The sequence below is a fragment of the Citrobacter sedlakii genome, from assembly GCF_018128425.1.
Lineage (GTDB): Bacteria > Pseudomonadota > Gammaproteobacteria > Enterobacterales > Enterobacteriaceae > Citrobacter_A > Citrobacter_A sedlakii.
Window position 1 is genome coordinate 2,676,547 of the sequence record NZ_CP071070.1, and the last position, 16,542, is coordinate 2,693,088.

Below are 16,542 nucleotides of genomic sequence, written 5' to 3' on the forward strand. Positions count from 1 at the left end.
CATTAGGTTTCTGTTGTAGCAAGGAATTGCCATGTCCCGGTTTCACTTAATTGCCCCTTCGGGCTATTGCATTAATCAGCAAGCGGCTTCACTGGGTATTCAACGTCTGGAACAGGCTGGTCACCAGGTAGAAAATACCGCCGTGGTTGGACGACGTTATCAGCGTTTTGCCGGTACCGAAGCGGAGCGCCTGGCGGATATCACTGAACTGGTTAACCTGACGATGCCTGGTACTATCGTCATGCCAGTGCGCGGCGGGTACGGCGCGAGCCGTCTGCTGGCGCATATCGACTGGCAGGCGCTGGCCGCGCGTCAGCAGCAGGATCCGCTGCTTATATGCGGACACAGCGATTTTACGGCGATCCAGTGCGGTTTGCTGGCGTTGGGTAAGGTCATTACCTTCAGCGGTCCGATGCTGGCAGGCAATTTTGGCGCGCCGGAACTGGACCGTTTTACGGAAGATCATTTCTGGCGGGCGCTACGTAACGCGGTGTATTCAGTGGCGTGGCGCAGCGAAGGCCCGGCGTGTCATACCGAAGGCACTCTCTGGGGCGGTAACCTGGCGATGCTGATTTCCCTCATCGGCACGCCGTGGATACCGAAAATTGAAAACGGTATTCTGGTGCTGGAAGATATCAACGAGCACCCCTTCCGCGTTGAGCGTATGCTACTGCAACTTTTTGACGCGGGCATCCTCAACCGTCAGAACGCCATTGTGCTGGGTAGCTTTAGCGGTAGCGCGCCAAATGAGTATGACGCGGGATACGATCTCAACGCCGTCTATGCGTTCTTACGCGAACGCCTCGCTATTCCGCTCATCACCGGGCTTGATTTTGGCCACGAACAACGCACCGTGACGCTGCCGCTGGGTGCGCATGCGGTTTTGCGTAATGACGCCAATGGCGCTCAGCTTACGCTGTCCGGTCATCCGGTATTGAAATCTTAAAAAAAGCGCTGGCGAGGGCTAACTAATCCGCGGGAACGGTCGTTAATATGTTAGGCTTAATGAATAAAAAAGCATAATTGAGGAGAATACGACCGTTGGACGCCACTGCAATAATCAGTCTTTTTATCCTGGGGTCCGTCCTCGTCACCAGCAGTATCTTACTCAGTTCATTTTCGTCACGTCTCGGTATCCCCATTCTGGTTATTTTCCTCGCCATCGGCATGCTGGCAGGCGTTGATGGCGTGGGCGGTATACCGTTCGACAACTATCCGTTTGCATATATGGTCAGTAACCTGGCGCTGGCGATTATCCTGCTGGATGGCGGGATGCGTACCCAGGCCAGTTCCTTTCGCGTCGCGCTGGGTCCGGCGCTGTCGCTGGCGACCGTCGGCGTGCTGATCACCTCTGGCTTGACCGGCATGATGGCGGCGTGGCTGTTTAAGCTGGACCTGATCGAAGGCTTGCTGATTGGCGCGATTGTCGGCTCTACCGACGCCGCGGCGGTTTTTTCGCTGCTCGGCGGCAAGGGGCTGAACGAACGCGTGGGCTCAACGCTGGAAATCGAATCCGGCAGTAACGACCCGATGGCGGTATTCCTCACCATTACCCTGATTGAGATGATCCAGCAGCATGAGACCGGCCTGAGCTGGATGTTCGCGGTCCATATCATTCAGCAGTTTGGTCTCGGGATCGCGCTTGGCTTAGGCGGCGGCTACCTGCTTCAACAGATGATCAACCGCATCTCCTTGCCCGGCGGTCTGTATCCGCTGCTGGCGCTGAGCGGCGGGATCCTGATTTTCGCCTTAACCACCGCGCTGGACGGCAGCGGGATCCTGGCGGTGTACCTGTGCGGCTTTTTGCTGGGCAACCGCCCGATCCGCAACCGTTACGCGATACTGCAAAACTTCGATGGGCTGGCCTGGCTGGCGCAAATTGCCATGTTCCTCGTACTGGGACTGCTCGTTACGCCGTCTGACCTGCTGCCCATAGCCGTCCCGGCGCTGATGCTGTCGGCGTGGATGATTTTCTTTGCCCGTCCCATTTCGGTTTTTGCCGGGTTACTGCCGTTCCGCGGCTTTAACCTGCGCGAGCGGGTATTCATCAGTTGGGTTGGACTGCGCGGCGCGGTTCCCATCATTCTTGCGGTGTTTCCGATGATGGCCGGTCTGGACAACGCGCGCCTGTTTTTCAACGTCGCCTTCTTCGTGGTGCTGATCTCGTTGCTGTTTCAGGGCACCTCGCTCTCGTGGGCGGCGAAAAAAGCGAAGGTCGTGGTGCCGCCCGTGGGTTGGCCGGTTTCCCGGGTGGGACTGGATATTCATCCGGAAAACCCCTGGGAGCAGTTTGTCTACCAGCTCAGCGCCGACAAATGGTGTGTGGGCGCGGCCCTTCGCGATCTGCATATGCCGCAGGAGACGCGCATTGCAGCGCTGTTCCGCAACAATGAGCTGTTTCACCCAACCGGCAGCACCCGTTTACAGGAAGGCGATGTGCTCTGCGTGATAGGACGCGAACGCGATTTGCCTGCGCTGGGGAAACTCTTCAGCCAGTCACCGCCGGTGGCGCTGGACCAGCGTTTCTTCGGTGATTTCATTCTGGAAGCGAGCGCGAAATTCGCCGATGTGGCGCTGATTTACGGGCTGGAAGACGGAACCGAGTATCGCGACAAACAGCAGACGCTGGGTGAAATTGTCCAGCAGTTGCTCGGCGCCGCGCCAGTCGTGGGCGACCAGGTTGAATTTGCCGGCATGATCTGGACGGTCGCCGAAAAAGAAGATAACGCAGTGCGCAAAGTCGGGGTGCGCGTGGCGGGAGAAGAAGACGAAGAATAACGATGGCGATGCCGGACACGCGTAGCCGTCGCCCGGCATCGTTCAATAAGTTACACCGTCACAACCGGCACGCGCAGCGCCAGAGCGCACATGAGCTCATAACCGACGGTGCCGGCGGCAGCGGCGACGTCGTCAATCTTAATCTCTTTGCCCCAAAGCTCAACCGGCGTGCCAATCCCCGCCTGCGGACAGGGCGTTAAATCCACCGCCAGCATATCCATAGAGACCGTACCCACCGTCATCGTGCGCACGCCGTCAACCAGAACCGGCGTTCCCGTTGGGGCGTGGCGCGGATAGCCGTCGGCATACCCCGCCGCGACAATACCGATCCGCTGTTCGTGCTGGGCTGTGAAACGCCCGCCGTAACCAACCCGGTCGCCGGCTTTCAACGTCTGCACGCCGATGATTTCGCTGCAAAGGGACATGACGGGTTTCAGCCCGGTATTGGCGATATCACGCCACTGGCCGGAAGGCGACGCTCCGTACAGAATAATCCCCGGTCGCACCCAGTCGCCGTGGGCTTCCGGATGCCACAAGGTTGCCGCAGAATTCGCCAGCGAACGGCGGCATTCCAGCCCTTCCGTCGCCTGCGCAATCCGCGCCATCGCCTCATTGATGCCGTCAGGGTGTTCAGCATCGGCAAAATGCGACATCAGCGTCATCTCGCCGACGTTCGGCATGGCCCGCAGTTGTTGCCAGACTGTCTGCAACCGTTCCGGTAGAAAACCAAGACGGTTCATCCCGGTATTCACTTTCACGTACACGTCCAGCGGCGCGTTGAGTTTCGCGTTCTGGATTGCCTTCAACTGCCAGTTGCTGTGTACGCACGTTGTCAGCCTCCAGGTATCGTATACGGTCAGATCGTCTGCATGAAAGAAGCCTTCCAGCATCAGGATCGGTCCTTTCCAGCCGCGCTCTCGCAGGGTTATCGCTTCTTCTAAATTGAGCAGCGCAAACCCATCGGTGCCGCCTAACGCATTCCAGATACGTTCAATGCCATGTCCGTAGGCGTTGGCTTTAACCACTGACCAGACGCGGGCGTCCGGTGCAGCCTGACGGACAATACTCAAATTCTGTTTCATCGCCTGCAGGTCAAGGCTGGCCAGTATAGGGCGGGTCATTTCGCATCCTTATCAGTGATGTGCGCCATGAAGTTGCTGTGGCCGGGATGGCGTATACCCCGGGCTGTAACGCGCCACGCTCAAATCCTCATACGGGATCGCGGGCGTGCGGCCAGAGAGGATATCGCTCAGGAGCTGTCCGGAGCCGCAGGCCATGGTCCACCCCAGCGTCCCGTGTCCGGTATTCAGCAGCAGATTTTTAAAGCGGGTTCGCCCCACGACTGGCGTACCATCCGGCGTCATTGGGCGCAGCCCGGTCCAGAATGTGGCCTGTTCAATGCGTCCACCGCGCGGGTAGAGATCGCGCACCACCATCTCCAGCGTTTCCCGACGCGGCTGGAGCAGTTCGGTATTAAAGCCGACGATTTCCGCCATGCCCCCGACACGAATGCGCTGATCGAAACGGGTAATGGCGATTTTGTAGGTTTCATCAAGAATAGTCGAAACAGGCGCGCCGTCCTCTTCCGCCACAGGGATCGTCAGCGAATAGCCTTTCAGCGGATAAACCGGAATATCGACAATGCCTTTCAGCATCGCCGTGGAATAGGAGCCAAAGGCCATCACATACGCATCGGCTTTGATGATCTCGTCGCCGCACTTCACGCCATAGATACGCTCGCCTTCACAGAGCAGCTTGTCCACCGGCGTGTTGAAACGGAACGTGACGCCAGCCTGTTCAGCCATTTGCGCCAGTCGCTGGGTAAAAAGCTGGCAGTCGCCCGTTTCGTCGTTCGGCAACCGCAGCCCGCCGGTCAGCTTATGCGCCACTTCCGCCAGCGCCGGTTCCACTTCCGCCAGCCGGGCAGATTCCAGCAACTGGTACGGCACGCCCGCGTCTTCCAGCACCGCGATGTCCCGGGTGGCGTTTTCATACTGCTGTTCGGTGCGGAAGAGTTGTAGCGTCCCGCCCTGACGTCCTTCGTACTGAATGCCGGTTGACGCACGCAGCGCTTTCAGACAGTCGCGGCTGTACTCCGCGAGACGCACCATGCGGCCTTTGTTTTCCATGTAGTGGCGGGTGTCGCAGTTCCGCAGCATTTGCCACATCCATTTAAGTTGAAACGGCGAACCGTCCAGACGCACGGCCAGCGGCGCGTGGCGCTGGAACATCCATTTAATTGCCTTTAAAGGAACGCCTGGCGCCGCCCAGGGGGCGGCATAGCCTGGTGAAATCTGTCCAGCGTTCGCGGCACTGGTTTCCAGCGCCGGACCGGGTTCACGATCGATGACGGTAACCTCGTGCCCGGCCTGACATAAATACCAGGCGCTGGTCACGCCAACGACGCCACTTCCCAGTATGACAACTCGCATAGCCACTCCGTTAACAGTAAAAGAACAATCTTCTAATTACATCTTGATAACCCAGATGAAAATATTATTCAACATATGGCTTTTTTATGGTGACCTGCCTCACAGATAGCCGATTGCAGGGTGATAGCGATTGTTTGGCATCTCCTGCTATGCCGAATTTTTATCCAGCATAAAATAGCGTAGCGATGGCAATTTCTGGCGGGATAACCAGCAGAAATCGCGAAGAAAAGATCGCATCGCCAACACGGTTTTTAACAGGGTGTTCTATGCTTGAAATGAGGTGCTCCACACAGAGAGCGCCGCCAACAATGAGGGTGCGCGAATGGCTACGATTGATTCCATGAACAAGGACACCACACGGTTGAGCGATGGACCCGACTGGACGTTTGATCTGCTGGATGTTTACCTGGCAGAAATAGACCGCGTGGCAAAACTCTACAGACTGGACACCTATCCGCACCAGATTGAGGTCATCACCTCCGAGCAGATGATGGACGCCTATTCCAGCGTCGGGATGCCGATCAATTATCCGCACTGGTCATTTGGCAAAAAGTTTATCGAAACCGAAAGATTGTATAAACATGGGCAGCAGGGTCTGGCCTATGAGATTGTCATTAACTCGAACCCGTGTATCGCTTATCTGATGGAAGAGAACACCATTACCATGCAGGCGCTGGTAATGGCTCACGCCTGCTACGGGCATAACTCTTTCTTCAAAAACAATTATCTGTTCCGCAGTTGGACCGACGCCAGCTCGATTGTTGATTATCTGATTTTTGCCCGCAATTACATCACTCAGTGCGAAGAGCGTTACGGCGTTGATGAGGTGGAAAAATTGCTGGACTCCTGTCATGCGCTGATGAATTACGGGGTTGATCGCTACAAGCGTCCGCAAAAAATCTCTTTGCAGGAGGAGAAAGCCCGTCAGAAAAGCCGTGAAGAATATCTGCAAAGCCAGGTAAACATGCTGTGGCGTACACTGCCGAAGAAAGAGGAAGAAAAAACGGTGGCCGAGGCGCGACGTTATCCGTCGGAGCCGCAGGAGAACTTGCTCTACTTTATGGAGAAGAACGCGCCACTGCTGGAGTCCTGGCAGCGTGAGATCCTGCGTATCGTGCGCAAAGTGAGCCAGTATTTCTATCCGCAGAAGCAGACCCAGGTGATGAACGAAGGCTGGGCCACCTTCTGGCACTATACGATCCTGAATCATCTTTACGACGAAGGCAAAGTCACCGAGCGCTTTATGCTGGAATTTTTGCACAGCCACACTAACGTGGTGTTCCAGCCGCCCTATAACAGCCCATGGTACAGCGGCATTAATCCCTATGCGCTGGGCTTTGCGATGTTCCAGGACATCAAGCGCATCTGTCAGTCGCCAACGGAAGAAGATCGCTACTGGTTCCCCGATATGGCGGGATCAGACTGGCTGGAGACGCTGCATTTTGCGATGCGCGACTTTAAAGATGAAAGCTTCATTAGCCAGTTCCTGTCGCCGAAGGTGATGCGTGATTTCCGCTTCTTTACGGTGCTGGACGACGATCGGCATAACTATCTGGAAATCTCTGCGATTCATAACGAGGAAGGCTACCGTGAAATCCGCAATCGCCTGTCGTCACAATATAACCTGAGCAATCTTGAGCCAAATATCCAGGTGTGGAATGTCGATCTGCGCGGCGATCGCTCTCTGACGCTACGCTACATTCCGCACAACCGCGCGCCGCTGGACAAGGGGCGTAAAGAGGTGCTGAAGCACGTGCATCGGCTATGGGGATTTGACGTGACGCTGGAACAGCAGAACGAAGACGGCAGCGTTGAGCTACTGGAACGCTGCCCGGCGAGAGTGAACAGTTTGTAATCGCCCTGTCGCCCGCAGGGGAAACCGCCGGGTTGGATAAACGCAAAAAACCTCTCTGCAGAGAGGTTTTTCTTTTATGTCCTATCGCCCCTGAATCGCGAGATCGCCCGGCAGGTTTTTCTGCATCCGGTGCCAGATCTCGCCGCTGTCGTGACCGTAGCGGCGTACCGTTTCATACACCTGATCGTGCGCGCCTTGCAGGCAGAGTTGCGACAGCTTGTGATAGAACCCCAGCGCCAGGCTGCGCGCTTCCGGATTAGCGAAATAGTGACGCCCGATACGGGTGTACAGCCCTTTCATGCCGTTGAGGATCAGGCCGTAAATCGGGTTGCCGGAGGCAAACGCCAGGCCGCGGAAAATGTTGTAATCAAGTTCCGCAAAGGCGTCGGCGTGGTCGGCAACTTCCTGCGCTGTCGCCAGCACTTCCTGAGCTTTGTCAGGATGCTGACGAAATGCGGTGCGGATAAAGATCGTTGAGATGTTGGTTCGCACCGACAGTAGATTATCAATCAGTTGCGGAACGCTTTCATGATCGAGACGCGCCAGGGTTTCAAGAATGTTCAGCCCGGACGTTTCCCAGAAATTATTCACCTTCGTCGGTTTGCCGTGCTGAATGGTCAACCAACCATCACGCGCCAGACGCTGAAGCACTTCACGTAAAGTGGTACGCGTCACCCCGATCAGCTCGGAGAGTTCACGTTCAGCAGGCAGAATAGTGCCCGGGGGGAAGCGGTTATTCCAGATACTTTCAATGATGTACTCTTCCGCGAAACCCGCCGGGCTCTGCGCCTTAATGACCATAGTGAGATTTCCATTACACAGCAAAACATAGTTACACTCATCATACCAGACGGGTTACAACCCCGATAGCGCAGGCAACAAAGAAAAAGGGGATCAAGGCTTCATTTTCCGGATAACGCCGCGCCGGTATATAAGGTTAAGGACTTGCCTGGTTTACCGCTGACCGCTAAGCTTTGCGGCTAAACATAAAAACATCATTTCATTTAATTAGGTAAGGGAAACCGCCATGGAGATCTCCTGGGGTCGCGCATTCTGGCGCAACTTTTTAGGCCAGTCGCCAGACTGGTACAAACTCGCTCTACTGATATTTCTGATCGTTAACCCGCTGATTTTCATGATCAACCCCTTCGTAGCGGGATGGTTGCTGGTGGCGGAATTTATCTTCACGCTGGCCATGGCGCTGAAATGCTACCCGCTGCTGCCGGGCGGACTGCTGGCGATTGAAGCGGTGATGATCGGCATGACCAGCGCCGCCCATGTGCGCGAAGAAGTCGCGGCCAATCTGGAAGTCCTGCTGCTGCTGATGTTTATGGTGGCGGGCATCTACTTTATGAAGCAGTTACTGCTGTTTATTTTTACCCGCCTGCTGTTGAGTATTCGCTCCAAAACCATGCTATCGCTGGCCTTCTGCATTGCCGCCGCCTTTCTTTCGGCTTTCCTTGATGCGCTTACCGTGGTTGCCGTCGTTATCAGCGTTGCCGTTGGCTTTTACGGTATTTATCACCGTGTGGCCTCCGCGCGCGGTGAAGATAACGATATTCTGGACGATAGCCATATCGATCAGCATTACAAAACGGTGCTGGAGCAGTTCCGCGGCTTTTTACGCAGCCTGATGATGCACGCAGGCGTTGGGACCGCGCTTGGCGGCGTGATGACCATGGTGGGCGAACCGCAGAACCTGATTATTGCAAAAGCCGCCGGCTGGCATTTTGGCGACTTCTTTCTGCGCATGTCGCCTGTCACCCTCCCCGTGCTGATTTGCGGCCTGCTGACCTGCGTATTGGTAGAGAAAATGCGCTGGTTTGGTTATGGCGAAACGCTGCCGGAAAAAGTGCGTGAAGTCTTGCAGCAGTTTGACGATCAAAACCGCCATCAGCGCACCCGTCAGGACCGACTGAAACTGGTGGTGCAGGCGATTATCGGCGTCTGGCTGGTGGTTGCCCTGGCGCTGCATCTGGCGGAAGTGGGGCTGATTGGCCTGTCGGTCATTATTTTAGCGACCTCGCTAACCGGCGTAACTGACGAGCACGCCATCGGCAAAGCGTTTACCGAGTCACTGCCCTTTACCGCCCTGCTGACCGTGTTTTTCTCAATTGTCGCCGTAATCATTGACCAGCATCTGTTTACGCCGATCATCCAGTATGTCCTGCAGGCGTCGGAGCATGCCCAGTTAACGCTGTTTTATCTGTTTAACGGGCTGCTCTCTTCGATCTCCGATAACGTCTTCGTCGGCACGATTTACATCAACGAAGCCAAAGCGGCGATGGAAAGCGGCGCGATCTCACTGCAACAGTTTGAACTGCTGGCGGTGGCCATTAATACCGGCACCAACCTGCCGTCCGTCGCCACACCAAATGGCCAGGCGGCCTTCCTGTTCCTGTTGACTTCTGCCCTTGCGCCATTGATTCGCCTCTCTTATGGTCGGATGGTGTGGATGGCGCTGCCTTATACCGTTGTTCTGACGCTGGTGGGTCTGCTGTGCGTGGAGTTCACTCTCGCCCCGTACACCGAATGGATGACCCGGATCGGCCTTTTAGCTACACTTCCATAACAACTTACCGGGCATTTCACTGCCCGGTTTGCCTTTTTGCGTGATAATTATCCAATTACACAATATTTCATTTTCTCCTGGTGGCGCAGTTATTGAATTGGTTTACACTGCCGTGTCTACGCATATTGCAGGGAAATAACTATGTTGCGATTTTTGAACCAGTGCTCACGGGGTCGGGGCGCATGGTTACTGATGGCATTGACTGCCCTGGCGCTCGAACTGGTCGCGCTGTGGTTTCAGCATGTCATGCTACTTAAACCGTGTGTGTTGTGCATTTACGAACGCTGCGCGCTGTTTGGCATCATGGGCGCCGGGTTAGTCGGCGCCATCGCGCCGAAAACGCCGTTACGCTATGTCGCGCTGGTGATTTGGATCTACAGCGCCATCCGCGGCGTTCAACTGGCATGGGAACACACCATGATTCAGTTACATCCTTCCCCCTTCATGACCTGTGATTTTATGGCGCGCTTCCCGGGCTGGCTGCCGCTGGATAAATGGTTGCCGCAAGTGTTTGTTGCCTCTGGCGACTGTGCGGAACGTCAGTGGGAATTTTTAAGCCTCGAAATGCCGCAGTGGTTGTTAGGCATTTTTGCCGCTTATCTGGTGGTGGCGATTCTGGTGTTAATCGCGCAGCCGTTTAAGCCGAAAAGACGCGATCTGTTTGGTCGTTAATCCGTAACGCTCCCACCCGGGGGCGTTTTTTTTGCCGGAAAATCATTGCGTGCGACGCTTTATAAGATGTATATTAAATACATCTTATAAAGCCCACCAGGGGGAGTCCTTATGTCACATCTACGCATCCCGGCAAACTGGAAAATCAAACGTTCAACCCCATTTTTCACCAAAGATAACGTCCCCGCAGCGCTTCTCTCCCACCACAACACTGCCGCCGGCGTTTTCGGTCAATTGTGTGTCATGGAAGGGACGGTCACCTATTACGGTTTCGCTAACGAAGAAGCAAAAGAACCGGAAGTGAAAGTGGTGATCAACGCCGGCCAGTTCGCCACCAGCCCACCGCAGTACTGGCACCGGGTCGAGTTGAGCGATGACGCTCAGTTTAATATCAACTTCTGGGTCGATGAAGATCACGAAGGCGAGCAGATGTATCAGGCGAAAAACGCCTAACATCCGCTCTCAGCATGGGCGGCTCAGTCCGCCCATTCAGGTTTATTCAGAATATGGTCCTGCCAGTCGCGGACTTCTGACTCTTTTACCGCAATATGGCGCACCGAGATGCGTTCGCCGTGCATCGCCGCTTTTGACCCCGTCAGCAGAGGGTGCCACGCGGGTAACCCTTTCCCTTCCGCCAGTAAACGATACGCACAGGTCATCGGCAGCCATTCAAAAGTCGGCAAATTATCACGCGTGAGTTTGATGCAGTCAGGCTCGTATTCGAAACGGCGTTCGTAGTTGCGACACTGGCAGGTTTTGATGTTTAACTGTCGGCAGGCGACATTGGTAAAATAGATTTCGTCAGTGTCTTCGTCCATCAGCTTATGCAGACAGCACTGACCACAGCCATCACAGAGCGACTCCCATTCGGCATCGGTCATTTCATCCAGGGTTTTACTTTGCCAGAAAGGTAAATCGCTCATCAGGGTATCCGCCATTGCTGTAAAGCTGCACCTTATAACCAGTCTGGCACGCTGATGCAAGTTTTGCCGCCCGAAAAAGGCGGCAAATAGCTTTTACAGAACGCGAGTCGTAAGGGAATGGCCGTTGAAATGAATCTCCAGCTCGTCGCCGCTGGCAAGCGGCCCGACGCCTTCCGGGGTACCGGTCAATACAACGTCTCCGGCCTTCAGGGTAAAAAATTTACTCATATACGCAATCAGCGGCACGATTTTGTGGATCATGTCGGCGGTCGTGCCCTGCTGGCGAACCTCGCCGTTTACCGTCAGGCTAAGCGGCGTATCCTGCGGATCGCCGTTAAATTCAGCAGCCGGAATAAACCCCGACAACGGGCAGGAATTATCGAAGCCTTTGGCTTTTTCCCATGGCTGCCCCGCCTTCTTCATTTTGCCCTGTATGTCGCGCAGCGTCAGATCGAGCGCCACACCGTAACCGGCAATGGCTTTACGCACATGATCTTCCGTCGCCTGGCGTAACGTAGCGCCAATCAGAACCGCCAGTTCGACTTCATGATGCACCGCGCCCATCGCCGTTGGAATCGCCAACGGCTGGCGCAGATCGCAAAGCGCTGTTTCCGGTTTGATAAACAGCACCGGCTCATCCGGCGTCGCGCTTCCCATCTCTTTAATATGCTTTGCGTAGTTGCTGCCTACGCAAACCACTTTGCTTGCCGGGAAGTCGAGCAGCGCGCCCTGCCAGTTATGATGTTGATACATGCTTTTCCCCTAATCTGTCATCCTGGATGGTCAGTAATGGCACCGGCAAGGCTTAACGCCGGATACCGTTTATTTATCCGTTTCTGGAGCGTGCTGCGAGGAGGCTGAAAGATGTTGCTTCAATAAATCTTCCGGCGGCGGAGGCAATTGTAAATAATATCCCTGCTCCGCTAAGGCTTGCTTTACTTTATCCAGATCGGCGTTGACTAACTTCTTACGACCATCCAGCGGCAATATCATTGCCAGTTTTGGCTGGCCAAATCCTTTCATCAGCTCTTCAGGTACGCGTGAAAAATCGTCTTTTTTTTCGACATATAAATAGGTCTGGTCACGTCGGGTACTTCTGTAGATCACACAAAACATACATTTTACTCTGAATTAAACGGTTGGCGACTTGCCTCAATATAATAGTGACTATAACATGCCTTCTGGACTTCGGAATATCATCCCATATCGGGGATGATAAATAGCAAATTGAGTAAGGCCAGGATGTCAAACACGCCCATCGAACTTAAAGGCAGTAGCTTCACCTTATCAGTGGTTCATTTGCATGAAGCCGAACCCGAGGTTATTCGTCAGGCGTTAGAAGACAAAATCGCTCAGGCTCCCGCTTTTTTAAAACACGCCCCGGTGGTGATTAACGTCAGCGGTCTGGACGCGCCGGTAAACTGGCCGGTTCTGCAGGAGGTGGTGACCTCCACAGGACTGCGGATTATCGGGGTCAGCGGCTGCAAAGACGCCCGTTTAAAAGCGGAAATCGACCAGATGGGCCTTCCCTTATTGACTGAAGGGAAAGAAAAAGCCGCGCGTTCCGCGCCAGCTGAACCCGTCGCCCCTGTCGCCCCGGCGCAAAACGCTGGTTCCGTCACAAAAACGCGATTTATTGATGTGCCGGTTCGTTCCGGTCAGCGCATTTATGCACCACAATGTGATCTGATTGTTACAAGTCACGTCAGCGCTGGCGCAGAGCTTATCGCTGACGGCAATATTCATGTCTACGGCATGATGAGAGGCCGCGCGCTGGCGGGCGCAAGCGGCGATCGGGAAGCGCAAATTTTTTGTACCCATCTGACGGCAGAACTGGTCTCTATCGCAGGTGTTTACTGGCTGAGTGATAAAATCCCAGCAGAATTTTATGGCAAAGCGGCCCGTTTGCAGTTAGCAGACAACGCTTTGACAGTTCAACCGTTGAATTGATCCCTTTTTAACAAGGAATTTCTATGGCACGCATTATTGTAGTTACTTCGGGTAAAGGGGGCGTTGGCAAAACCACCTCCAGCGCGGCCATCGCTACTGGTTTGGCCCAGAAGGGAAAGAAAACTGTCGTTATTGATTTTGATATCGGCCTGCGTAACCTCGATCTTATCATGGGGTGTGAACGCCGGGTCGTTTACGATTTCGTCAACGTCATTCAGGGCGATGCGACGCTGAATCAGGCGTTGATCAAAGACAAACGTACTGAAAACCTCTTTATTCTTCCTGCCTCTCAGACGCGCGATAAAGACGCCCTGACCCGCGAAGGCGTCGCGAAAGTCCTCGACGATCTGAAAGCGATGGATTTCGACTTCATTGTCTGCGACTCCCCGGCGGGGATTGAAACCGGCGCGCTGATGGCGCTCTACTTCGCCGATGAAGCGATCATCACCACGAACCCGGAAGTCTCCTCGGTTCGTGACTCTGACCGCATTCTGGGGATTCTGGCGTCGAAATCCCGCCGCGCCGAAAATGGCGAAGAACCGATCAAAGAACATCTGCTGCTGACGCGCTACAACCCGGGCCGGGTGAATAAAGGCGATATGCTCAGCATGGAAGATGTGCTGGAAATCCTGCGCATTAAGCTTGTCGGGGTGATCCCGGAAGATCAGTCTGTACTGCGCGCCTCGAACCAGGGCGAGCCGGTCATTCTGGATATCAATGCAGACGCGGGTAAAGCGTATGCCGATACGGTAGATCGTCTGTTGGGAGAAGAACGTCCTTTCCGCTTCATTGAAGAAGAGAAGAAAGGTTTCCTCAAACGCCTGTTCGGAGGATAAGTTATGGCATTACTGGATTTTTTTCTCTCGCGGAAAAAGAGTACAGCCAACATCGCGAAAGAGCGATTACAGATTATTGTTGCAGAGCGTCGTCGTAGCGACGCCGAGCCGCATTATTTACCGCAGTTACGCAAAGATATTCTTGAGGTCATTTGTAAATACGTACAAATCGATCCTGAAATGGTCACCGTTCAGCTTGAACAAAAAGACGGCGACATTTCTATTCTCGAACTTAACGTGACATTGCCAGAAGCGGAAGAGTCGAAATAACGCTTTCGCTCAGAAAAATCCTGGAAAAAAAGGCGGAACTTTCTGCCTTTTTTTATTTGTATAAGAAAATCGTAATAAACATTTTTTCTGGTCAAAATATTGGTTATTTATACAGTATGACCTGAATTCATTTCACGGAAAATGTCGGATAGCGGTCGGCGAAATAATCCCGCAAAAACTCAACCGTAATTCGTACCTTCGCGGAGTTCGCCAGCCGGGAGACATAAACGGCCCAGATGTTTGCTGGTTGATAATACTCCGGCAGAACCTGCACCAGTTGACCGCTGGCAATATTGTCACAGACATCCCACCATGAGCGTAACGCAATCCCCTGGCCGTCCAGGCACCACTGGTGAACGATCTCCCCATGGTTCGACGACAGCGCGCCTGTCACTTTGATGGCATGCTGCCCCTCTTTATTTTGGAGTTGCCAAACGCCAAATGGGTGATCGCGCTCTTTTATTACCAGACAGGAACAGGCGGACAGCTCCGTCAGTTGCTTTGGCGTGCCGTGCTGCGCTAAAAATGACGGCGAGGCGCAAAGAATACGATAGTTCGTACCCAGTTTGCGGGCGATAAGATTCGGCGCGATATCATCGCCAATGCGAATATCCAGATCGACGCCTTCATTTGCCAGATCCACCAGCCGATCTTCGACATCAAAGCGCAATTCCAACTGGGGATACTGCTTCGCCAGCGCTGAAAGCGCGGGCGCTACCACGCGCCGGCCAAAGCCAAAGCTACTGATGATCCGCAGCATCCCTTGCGGCACCTGACGTACGTCAGAAAGCTCGTCCATCATCTGATCCACATCATACAAAATACGCTGCGCCCAGGCGTAGATGCGCTCGCCCTCTTCGGTCATGCTCACCCGCCGGGTGGTGCGATGTAGCAGAACCACGTTGAGCGTGTGTTCCAGTAGGGCGATACGTTTGCTGACGAAGGCAGGTGATACGCCCAGCTCCTGCGCCACCGCGGCAAATCCCGAACGCCGGGCAACCTGCATAAAGACGCGTAAGTCATTTAACAACGGCAGATTATTCATGATCTGTGTTTTATGTTTCACCAGTTGGTCTCATTAACTGCCGTTCAGTCAATTATAGGATAGCGGTGAAGTCAATTTTCTGAGCCGATAAGTGAGATCTGAAATGAACAAAACCTGTCGCATTGCCGCCATCCCCGGAGACGGCATTGGTAAAGAGGTTCTGCCGGAAGGGCTACGGGTGTTAAAGGCCGCCAGCGAGCGCTGGGGGCTGTCTCTGAGTATTGAAACCTTTGAATGGGCCAACTGTGAGTACTACCAGCAACACGGCAAGATGATGCCGGATGACTGGCACGCACAGTTGTCATCGTTTGATGCCATCTATTTTGGCGCGGTTGGCTGGCCGGACACCGTGCCGGATCATATCTCCCTGTGGGGATCGCTACTGAAGTTCCGCCGTGAATTCGATCAGTACGTTAACCTGCGACCGGTACGCCTCTTTCCGGGAGTGCCCTGCCCGCTCGCGGGCAAGCAGCCTGGCGATATTGATTTCTACGTGGTGCGAGAAAATACTGAAGGCGAATATTCGGCGTTGGGTGGACGGGTTAATCCGGGCACCGAACATGAACTGGTGATCCAGGAGTCGGTGTTTACCCGCCGCGGCGTGGATCGCATTTTGCGCTATGCGTTCGAACTGGCGCAAAGTCGCCCGCGTAAAACGCTGACCTCCGCCACCAAATCTAACGGGCTGGCGATCAGTATGCCATTCTGGGATGAACGCGTGGAGGCAATGGCGCAGCACTTTCCCGCTATTCGCTGGGATAAGCAGCACATCGATATTCTGTGCGCCCGGTTTGTCATGCAGCCGGAACGCTTTGACGTAGTGGTCGCCTCTAACCTGTTTGGCGATATTCTGTCAGACCTCGGTCCGGCGTGTACGGGTGCCATTGGCATCGCGCCTTCCGCCAACCTGAACCCGGAGCGCACTTTCCCCTCTTTGTTCGAACCGGTTCACGGTTCCGCGCCGGACATATACGGCCAGAACATTGCCAACCCGGTCGCCACTATCTGGGCAGGCGCGATGATGCTCGATTTCCTCGGGGAAGGCGATGCGCGCTATACCGCTGCCCATGACGGTATCCTGGCGGCGATCGAGCAAGTGATTGCCAGCGGACCGAAAACGCCTGATATGAAGGGGAACGCCTCAACCCGGCAGGTGGGCGAGGCTGTCTGCGAACGGATACGGTCCATGCAGTAAGCGAAGACCGTACA

At 54.6% G+C, this 16,542-nt stretch carries 16 protein-coding genes and 2 pseudogenes; 10 read left to right on the forward strand and 8 right to left on the reverse strand.

Translation table 11 applies throughout. From position 1 onward, the window contains the following. The first annotated feature begins 31 nt into the window (after positions 1 to 31). Positions 32 to 946, forward strand: coding sequence for a muramoyltetrapeptide carboxypeptidase (gene ldcA, locus JY391_RS12840; RefSeq protein ID WP_211934418.1), 915 nt, complete (start codon positions 32 to 34; stop codon positions 944 to 946). A 95-nt stretch (positions 947 to 1,041) separates the two neighbouring features. Then, positions 1,042 to 2,712: pseudogene (locus JY391_RS12845) on the forward strand (potassium/proton antiporter); the annotation flags it as partial. Here the strand turns inward: JY391_RS12845 and JY391_RS24075 are convergent. From JY391_RS24075 to JY391_RS12855, 3 genes and pseudogenes are all read right to left on the reverse strand, one after another. Further along, positions 2,713 to 2,817, reverse strand: a pseudogene (locus JY391_RS24075) (hypothetical protein); the annotation flags it as partial. It abuts the pseudogene before it with no gap. Positions 2,818 to 2,828: 11 nt separating this feature from the next. Then, positions 2,829 to 3,899, reverse strand: a complete 1,071-nt coding sequence (gene dadX, locus JY391_RS12850) for a catabolic alanine racemase DadX (RefSeq protein WP_042287687.1) — start codon at positions 3,897 to 3,899, stop codon at positions 2,829 to 2,831. Between the two features lie 12 nt (positions 3,900 to 3,911). After that, on the reverse strand, positions 3,912 to 5,210 hold the full coding sequence (locus tag JY391_RS12855; RefSeq protein ID WP_042287690.1) for a D-amino acid dehydrogenase: 1,299 nt from the start codon (positions 5,208 to 5,210) through the stop codon (positions 3,912 to 3,914). Positions 5,211 to 5,532: 322 nt separating this feature from the next. Between JY391_RS12855 and JY391_RS12860 the strand changes: the two genes are divergently transcribed. After that, entirely contained in the window at positions 5,533 to 7,065 is a 1,533-nt protein-coding gene (locus JY391_RS12860; RefSeq protein WP_042287691.1) for a SpoVR family protein, read from the forward strand. Positions 7,066 to 7,146: 81 nt separating this feature from the next. Here JY391_RS12860 and fadR read toward each other — a convergent pair whose 3' ends face one another. Then, positions 7,147 to 7,866 carry a fatty acid metabolism transcriptional regulator FadR gene (gene fadR / locus JY391_RS12865; RefSeq protein WP_042287694.1) on the reverse strand — a complete coding sequence of 240 codons (720 nt, stop codon included), beginning with the start codon at positions 7,864 to 7,866 and terminating at the stop codon, positions 7,147 to 7,149. A 226-nt stretch (positions 7,867 to 8,092) separates the two neighbouring features. On the opposite strand from fadR, the gene nhaB reads away from it, so the two are divergent. From nhaB to JY391_RS12880, 3 genes are all read left to right on the forward strand, one after another. After that, positions 8,093 to 9,637 carry a Na(+)/H(+) antiporter NhaB gene (nhaB, locus tag JY391_RS12870; RefSeq protein WP_042287696.1) on the forward strand — a complete coding sequence of 515 codons (1,545 nt, stop codon included), beginning with the start codon at positions 8,093 to 8,095 and terminating at the stop codon, positions 9,635 to 9,637. A gap of 141 nt (positions 9,638 to 9,778) precedes the next feature. Continuing rightward, the gene (dsbB, locus tag JY391_RS12875; RefSeq protein ID WP_042287698.1) at positions 9,779 to 10,309 is read left to right on the forward strand and encodes a disulfide bond formation protein DsbB; all 531 of its coding nucleotides are present in this window, start codon (positions 9,779 to 9,781) and stop codon (positions 10,307 to 10,309) included. Positions 10,310 to 10,420: 111 nt separating this feature from the next. Further along, a complete protein-coding gene (locus tag JY391_RS12880; RefSeq protein ID WP_042287700.1) occupies positions 10,421 to 10,762 on the forward strand; it encodes a TehB family protein in 342 nt (113 codons plus the stop codon). A gap of 23 nt (positions 10,763 to 10,785) precedes the next feature. Here the strand turns inward: JY391_RS12880 and ycgN are convergent, their stop codons facing one another. From ycgN to JY391_RS12895, 3 genes are all read right to left on the reverse strand, one after another. Further along, positions 10,786 to 11,232, reverse strand: a complete 447-nt coding sequence (gene ycgN, locus JY391_RS12885) for a cysteine cluster protein YcgN (RefSeq protein WP_060569797.1) — start codon at positions 11,230 to 11,232, stop codon at positions 10,786 to 10,788. A gap of 93 nt (positions 11,233 to 11,325) precedes the next feature. After that, positions 11,326 to 11,985 carry a fumarylacetoacetate hydrolase family protein gene (locus JY391_RS12890; RefSeq protein WP_042287702.1) on the reverse strand — a complete coding sequence of 220 codons (660 nt, stop codon included), beginning with the start codon at positions 11,983 to 11,985 and terminating at the stop codon, positions 11,326 to 11,328. Between the two features lie 69 nt (positions 11,986 to 12,054). Further along, positions 12,055 to 12,348, reverse strand: a complete 294-nt coding sequence (locus JY391_RS12895; protein WP_042287705.1) for a YcgL domain-containing protein — start codon at positions 12,346 to 12,348, stop codon at positions 12,055 to 12,057. A 126-nt stretch (positions 12,349 to 12,474) separates the two neighbouring features. Here JY391_RS12895 and minC point away from each other — a divergent pair, with 126 nt between their 5' ends. Genes minC through minE form a run of 3 tightly spaced genes read left to right on the forward strand, consistent with a single transcriptional unit; the run spans position 12,475 to position 14,288 of the window. Then, positions 12,475 to 13,182 (forward strand): septum site-determining protein MinC, encoded by a 708-nt coding sequence (gene minC, locus JY391_RS12900; protein WP_042287708.1) that lies wholly within the window; start codon positions 12,475 to 12,477, stop codon positions 13,180 to 13,182. 23 nt (positions 13,183 to 13,205) lie between these two features. Further along, on the forward strand, positions 13,206 to 14,018 hold the full coding sequence (minD, locus tag JY391_RS12905) for a septum site-determining protein MinD (RefSeq protein ID WP_042287710.1): 813 nt from the start codon (positions 13,206 to 13,208) through the stop codon (positions 14,016 to 14,018). A gap of 3 nt (positions 14,019 to 14,021) precedes the next feature. Then, the gene (gene minE / locus JY391_RS12910) at positions 14,022 to 14,288 is read left to right on the forward strand and encodes a cell division topological specificity factor MinE (RefSeq protein ID WP_001185666.1); all 267 of its coding nucleotides are present in this window, start codon (positions 14,022 to 14,024) and stop codon (positions 14,286 to 14,288) included. A gap of 127 nt (positions 14,289 to 14,415) precedes the next feature. Here minE and JY391_RS12915 read toward each other — a convergent pair whose 3' ends face one another. Then, on the reverse strand, positions 14,416 to 15,333 hold the full coding sequence (locus tag JY391_RS12915) for a LysR substrate-binding domain-containing protein (protein ID WP_042287762.1): 918 nt from the start codon (positions 15,331 to 15,333) through the stop codon (positions 14,416 to 14,418). Positions 15,334 to 15,436: 103 nt separating this feature from the next. Between JY391_RS12915 and JY391_RS12920 the strand changes: the two genes are divergently transcribed. Then, on the forward strand, positions 15,437 to 16,528 hold the full coding sequence (locus JY391_RS12920; RefSeq protein WP_211934419.1) for a tartrate dehydrogenase: 1,092 nt from the start codon (positions 15,437 to 15,439) through the stop codon (positions 16,526 to 16,528). The last annotated feature ends 14 nt before the right edge of the window (positions 16,529 to 16,542 follow it).

Coding starts and splice junctions, on each gene's coding strand:
- ldcA (WP_211934418.1), top strand. CDS start 32: ATGTCCCGGTTTCACTTAATTGCCCCTTCGGGCTATTGCATTAATCAG.
- dadX (WP_042287687.1), bottom strand. CDS start 3,899: ATGACCCGCCCTATACTGGCCAGCCTTGACCTGCAGGCGATGAAACAG.
- JY391_RS12855 (WP_042287690.1), bottom strand. CDS start 5,210: ATGCGAGTTGTCATACTGGGAAGTGGCGTCGTTGGCGTGACCAGCGCC.
- JY391_RS12860 (WP_042287691.1), top strand. CDS start 5,533: ATGGCTACGATTGATTCCATGAACAAGGACACCACACGGTTGAGCGAT.
- fadR (WP_042287694.1), bottom strand. CDS start 7,866: ATGGTCATTAAGGCGCAGAGCCCGGCGGGTTTCGCGGAAGAGTACATC.
- nhaB (WP_042287696.1), top strand. CDS start 8,093: ATGGAGATCTCCTGGGGTCGCGCATTCTGGCGCAACTTTTTAGGCCAG.
- dsbB (WP_042287698.1), top strand. CDS start 9,779: ATGTTGCGATTTTTGAACCAGTGCTCACGGGGTCGGGGCGCATGGTTA.
- JY391_RS12880 (WP_042287700.1), top strand. CDS start 10,421: ATGTCACATCTACGCATCCCGGCAAACTGGAAAATCAAACGTTCAACC.
- ycgN (WP_060569797.1), bottom strand. CDS start 11,232: ATGAGCGATTTACCTTTCTGGCAAAGTAAAACCCTGGATGAAATGACC.
- JY391_RS12890 (WP_042287702.1), bottom strand. CDS start 11,985: ATGTATCAACATCATAACTGGCAGGGCGCGCTGCTCGACTTCCCGGCA.
- JY391_RS12895 (WP_042287705.1), bottom strand. CDS start 12,348: ATGTTTTGTGTGATCTACAGAAGTACCCGACGTGACCAGACCTATTTA.
- minC (WP_042287708.1), top strand. CDS start 12,475: ATGTCAAACACGCCCATCGAACTTAAAGGCAGTAGCTTCACCTTATCA.
- minD (WP_042287710.1), top strand. CDS start 13,206: ATGGCACGCATTATTGTAGTTACTTCGGGTAAAGGGGGCGTTGGCAAA.
- minE (WP_001185666.1), top strand. CDS start 14,022: ATGGCATTACTGGATTTTTTTCTCTCGCGGAAAAAGAGTACAGCCAAC.
- JY391_RS12915 (WP_042287762.1), bottom strand. CDS start 15,333: ATGAATAATCTGCCGTTGTTAAATGACTTACGCGTCTTTATGCAGGTT.
- JY391_RS12920 (WP_211934419.1), top strand. CDS start 15,437: ATGAACAAAACCTGTCGCATTGCCGCCATCCCCGGAGACGGCATTGGT.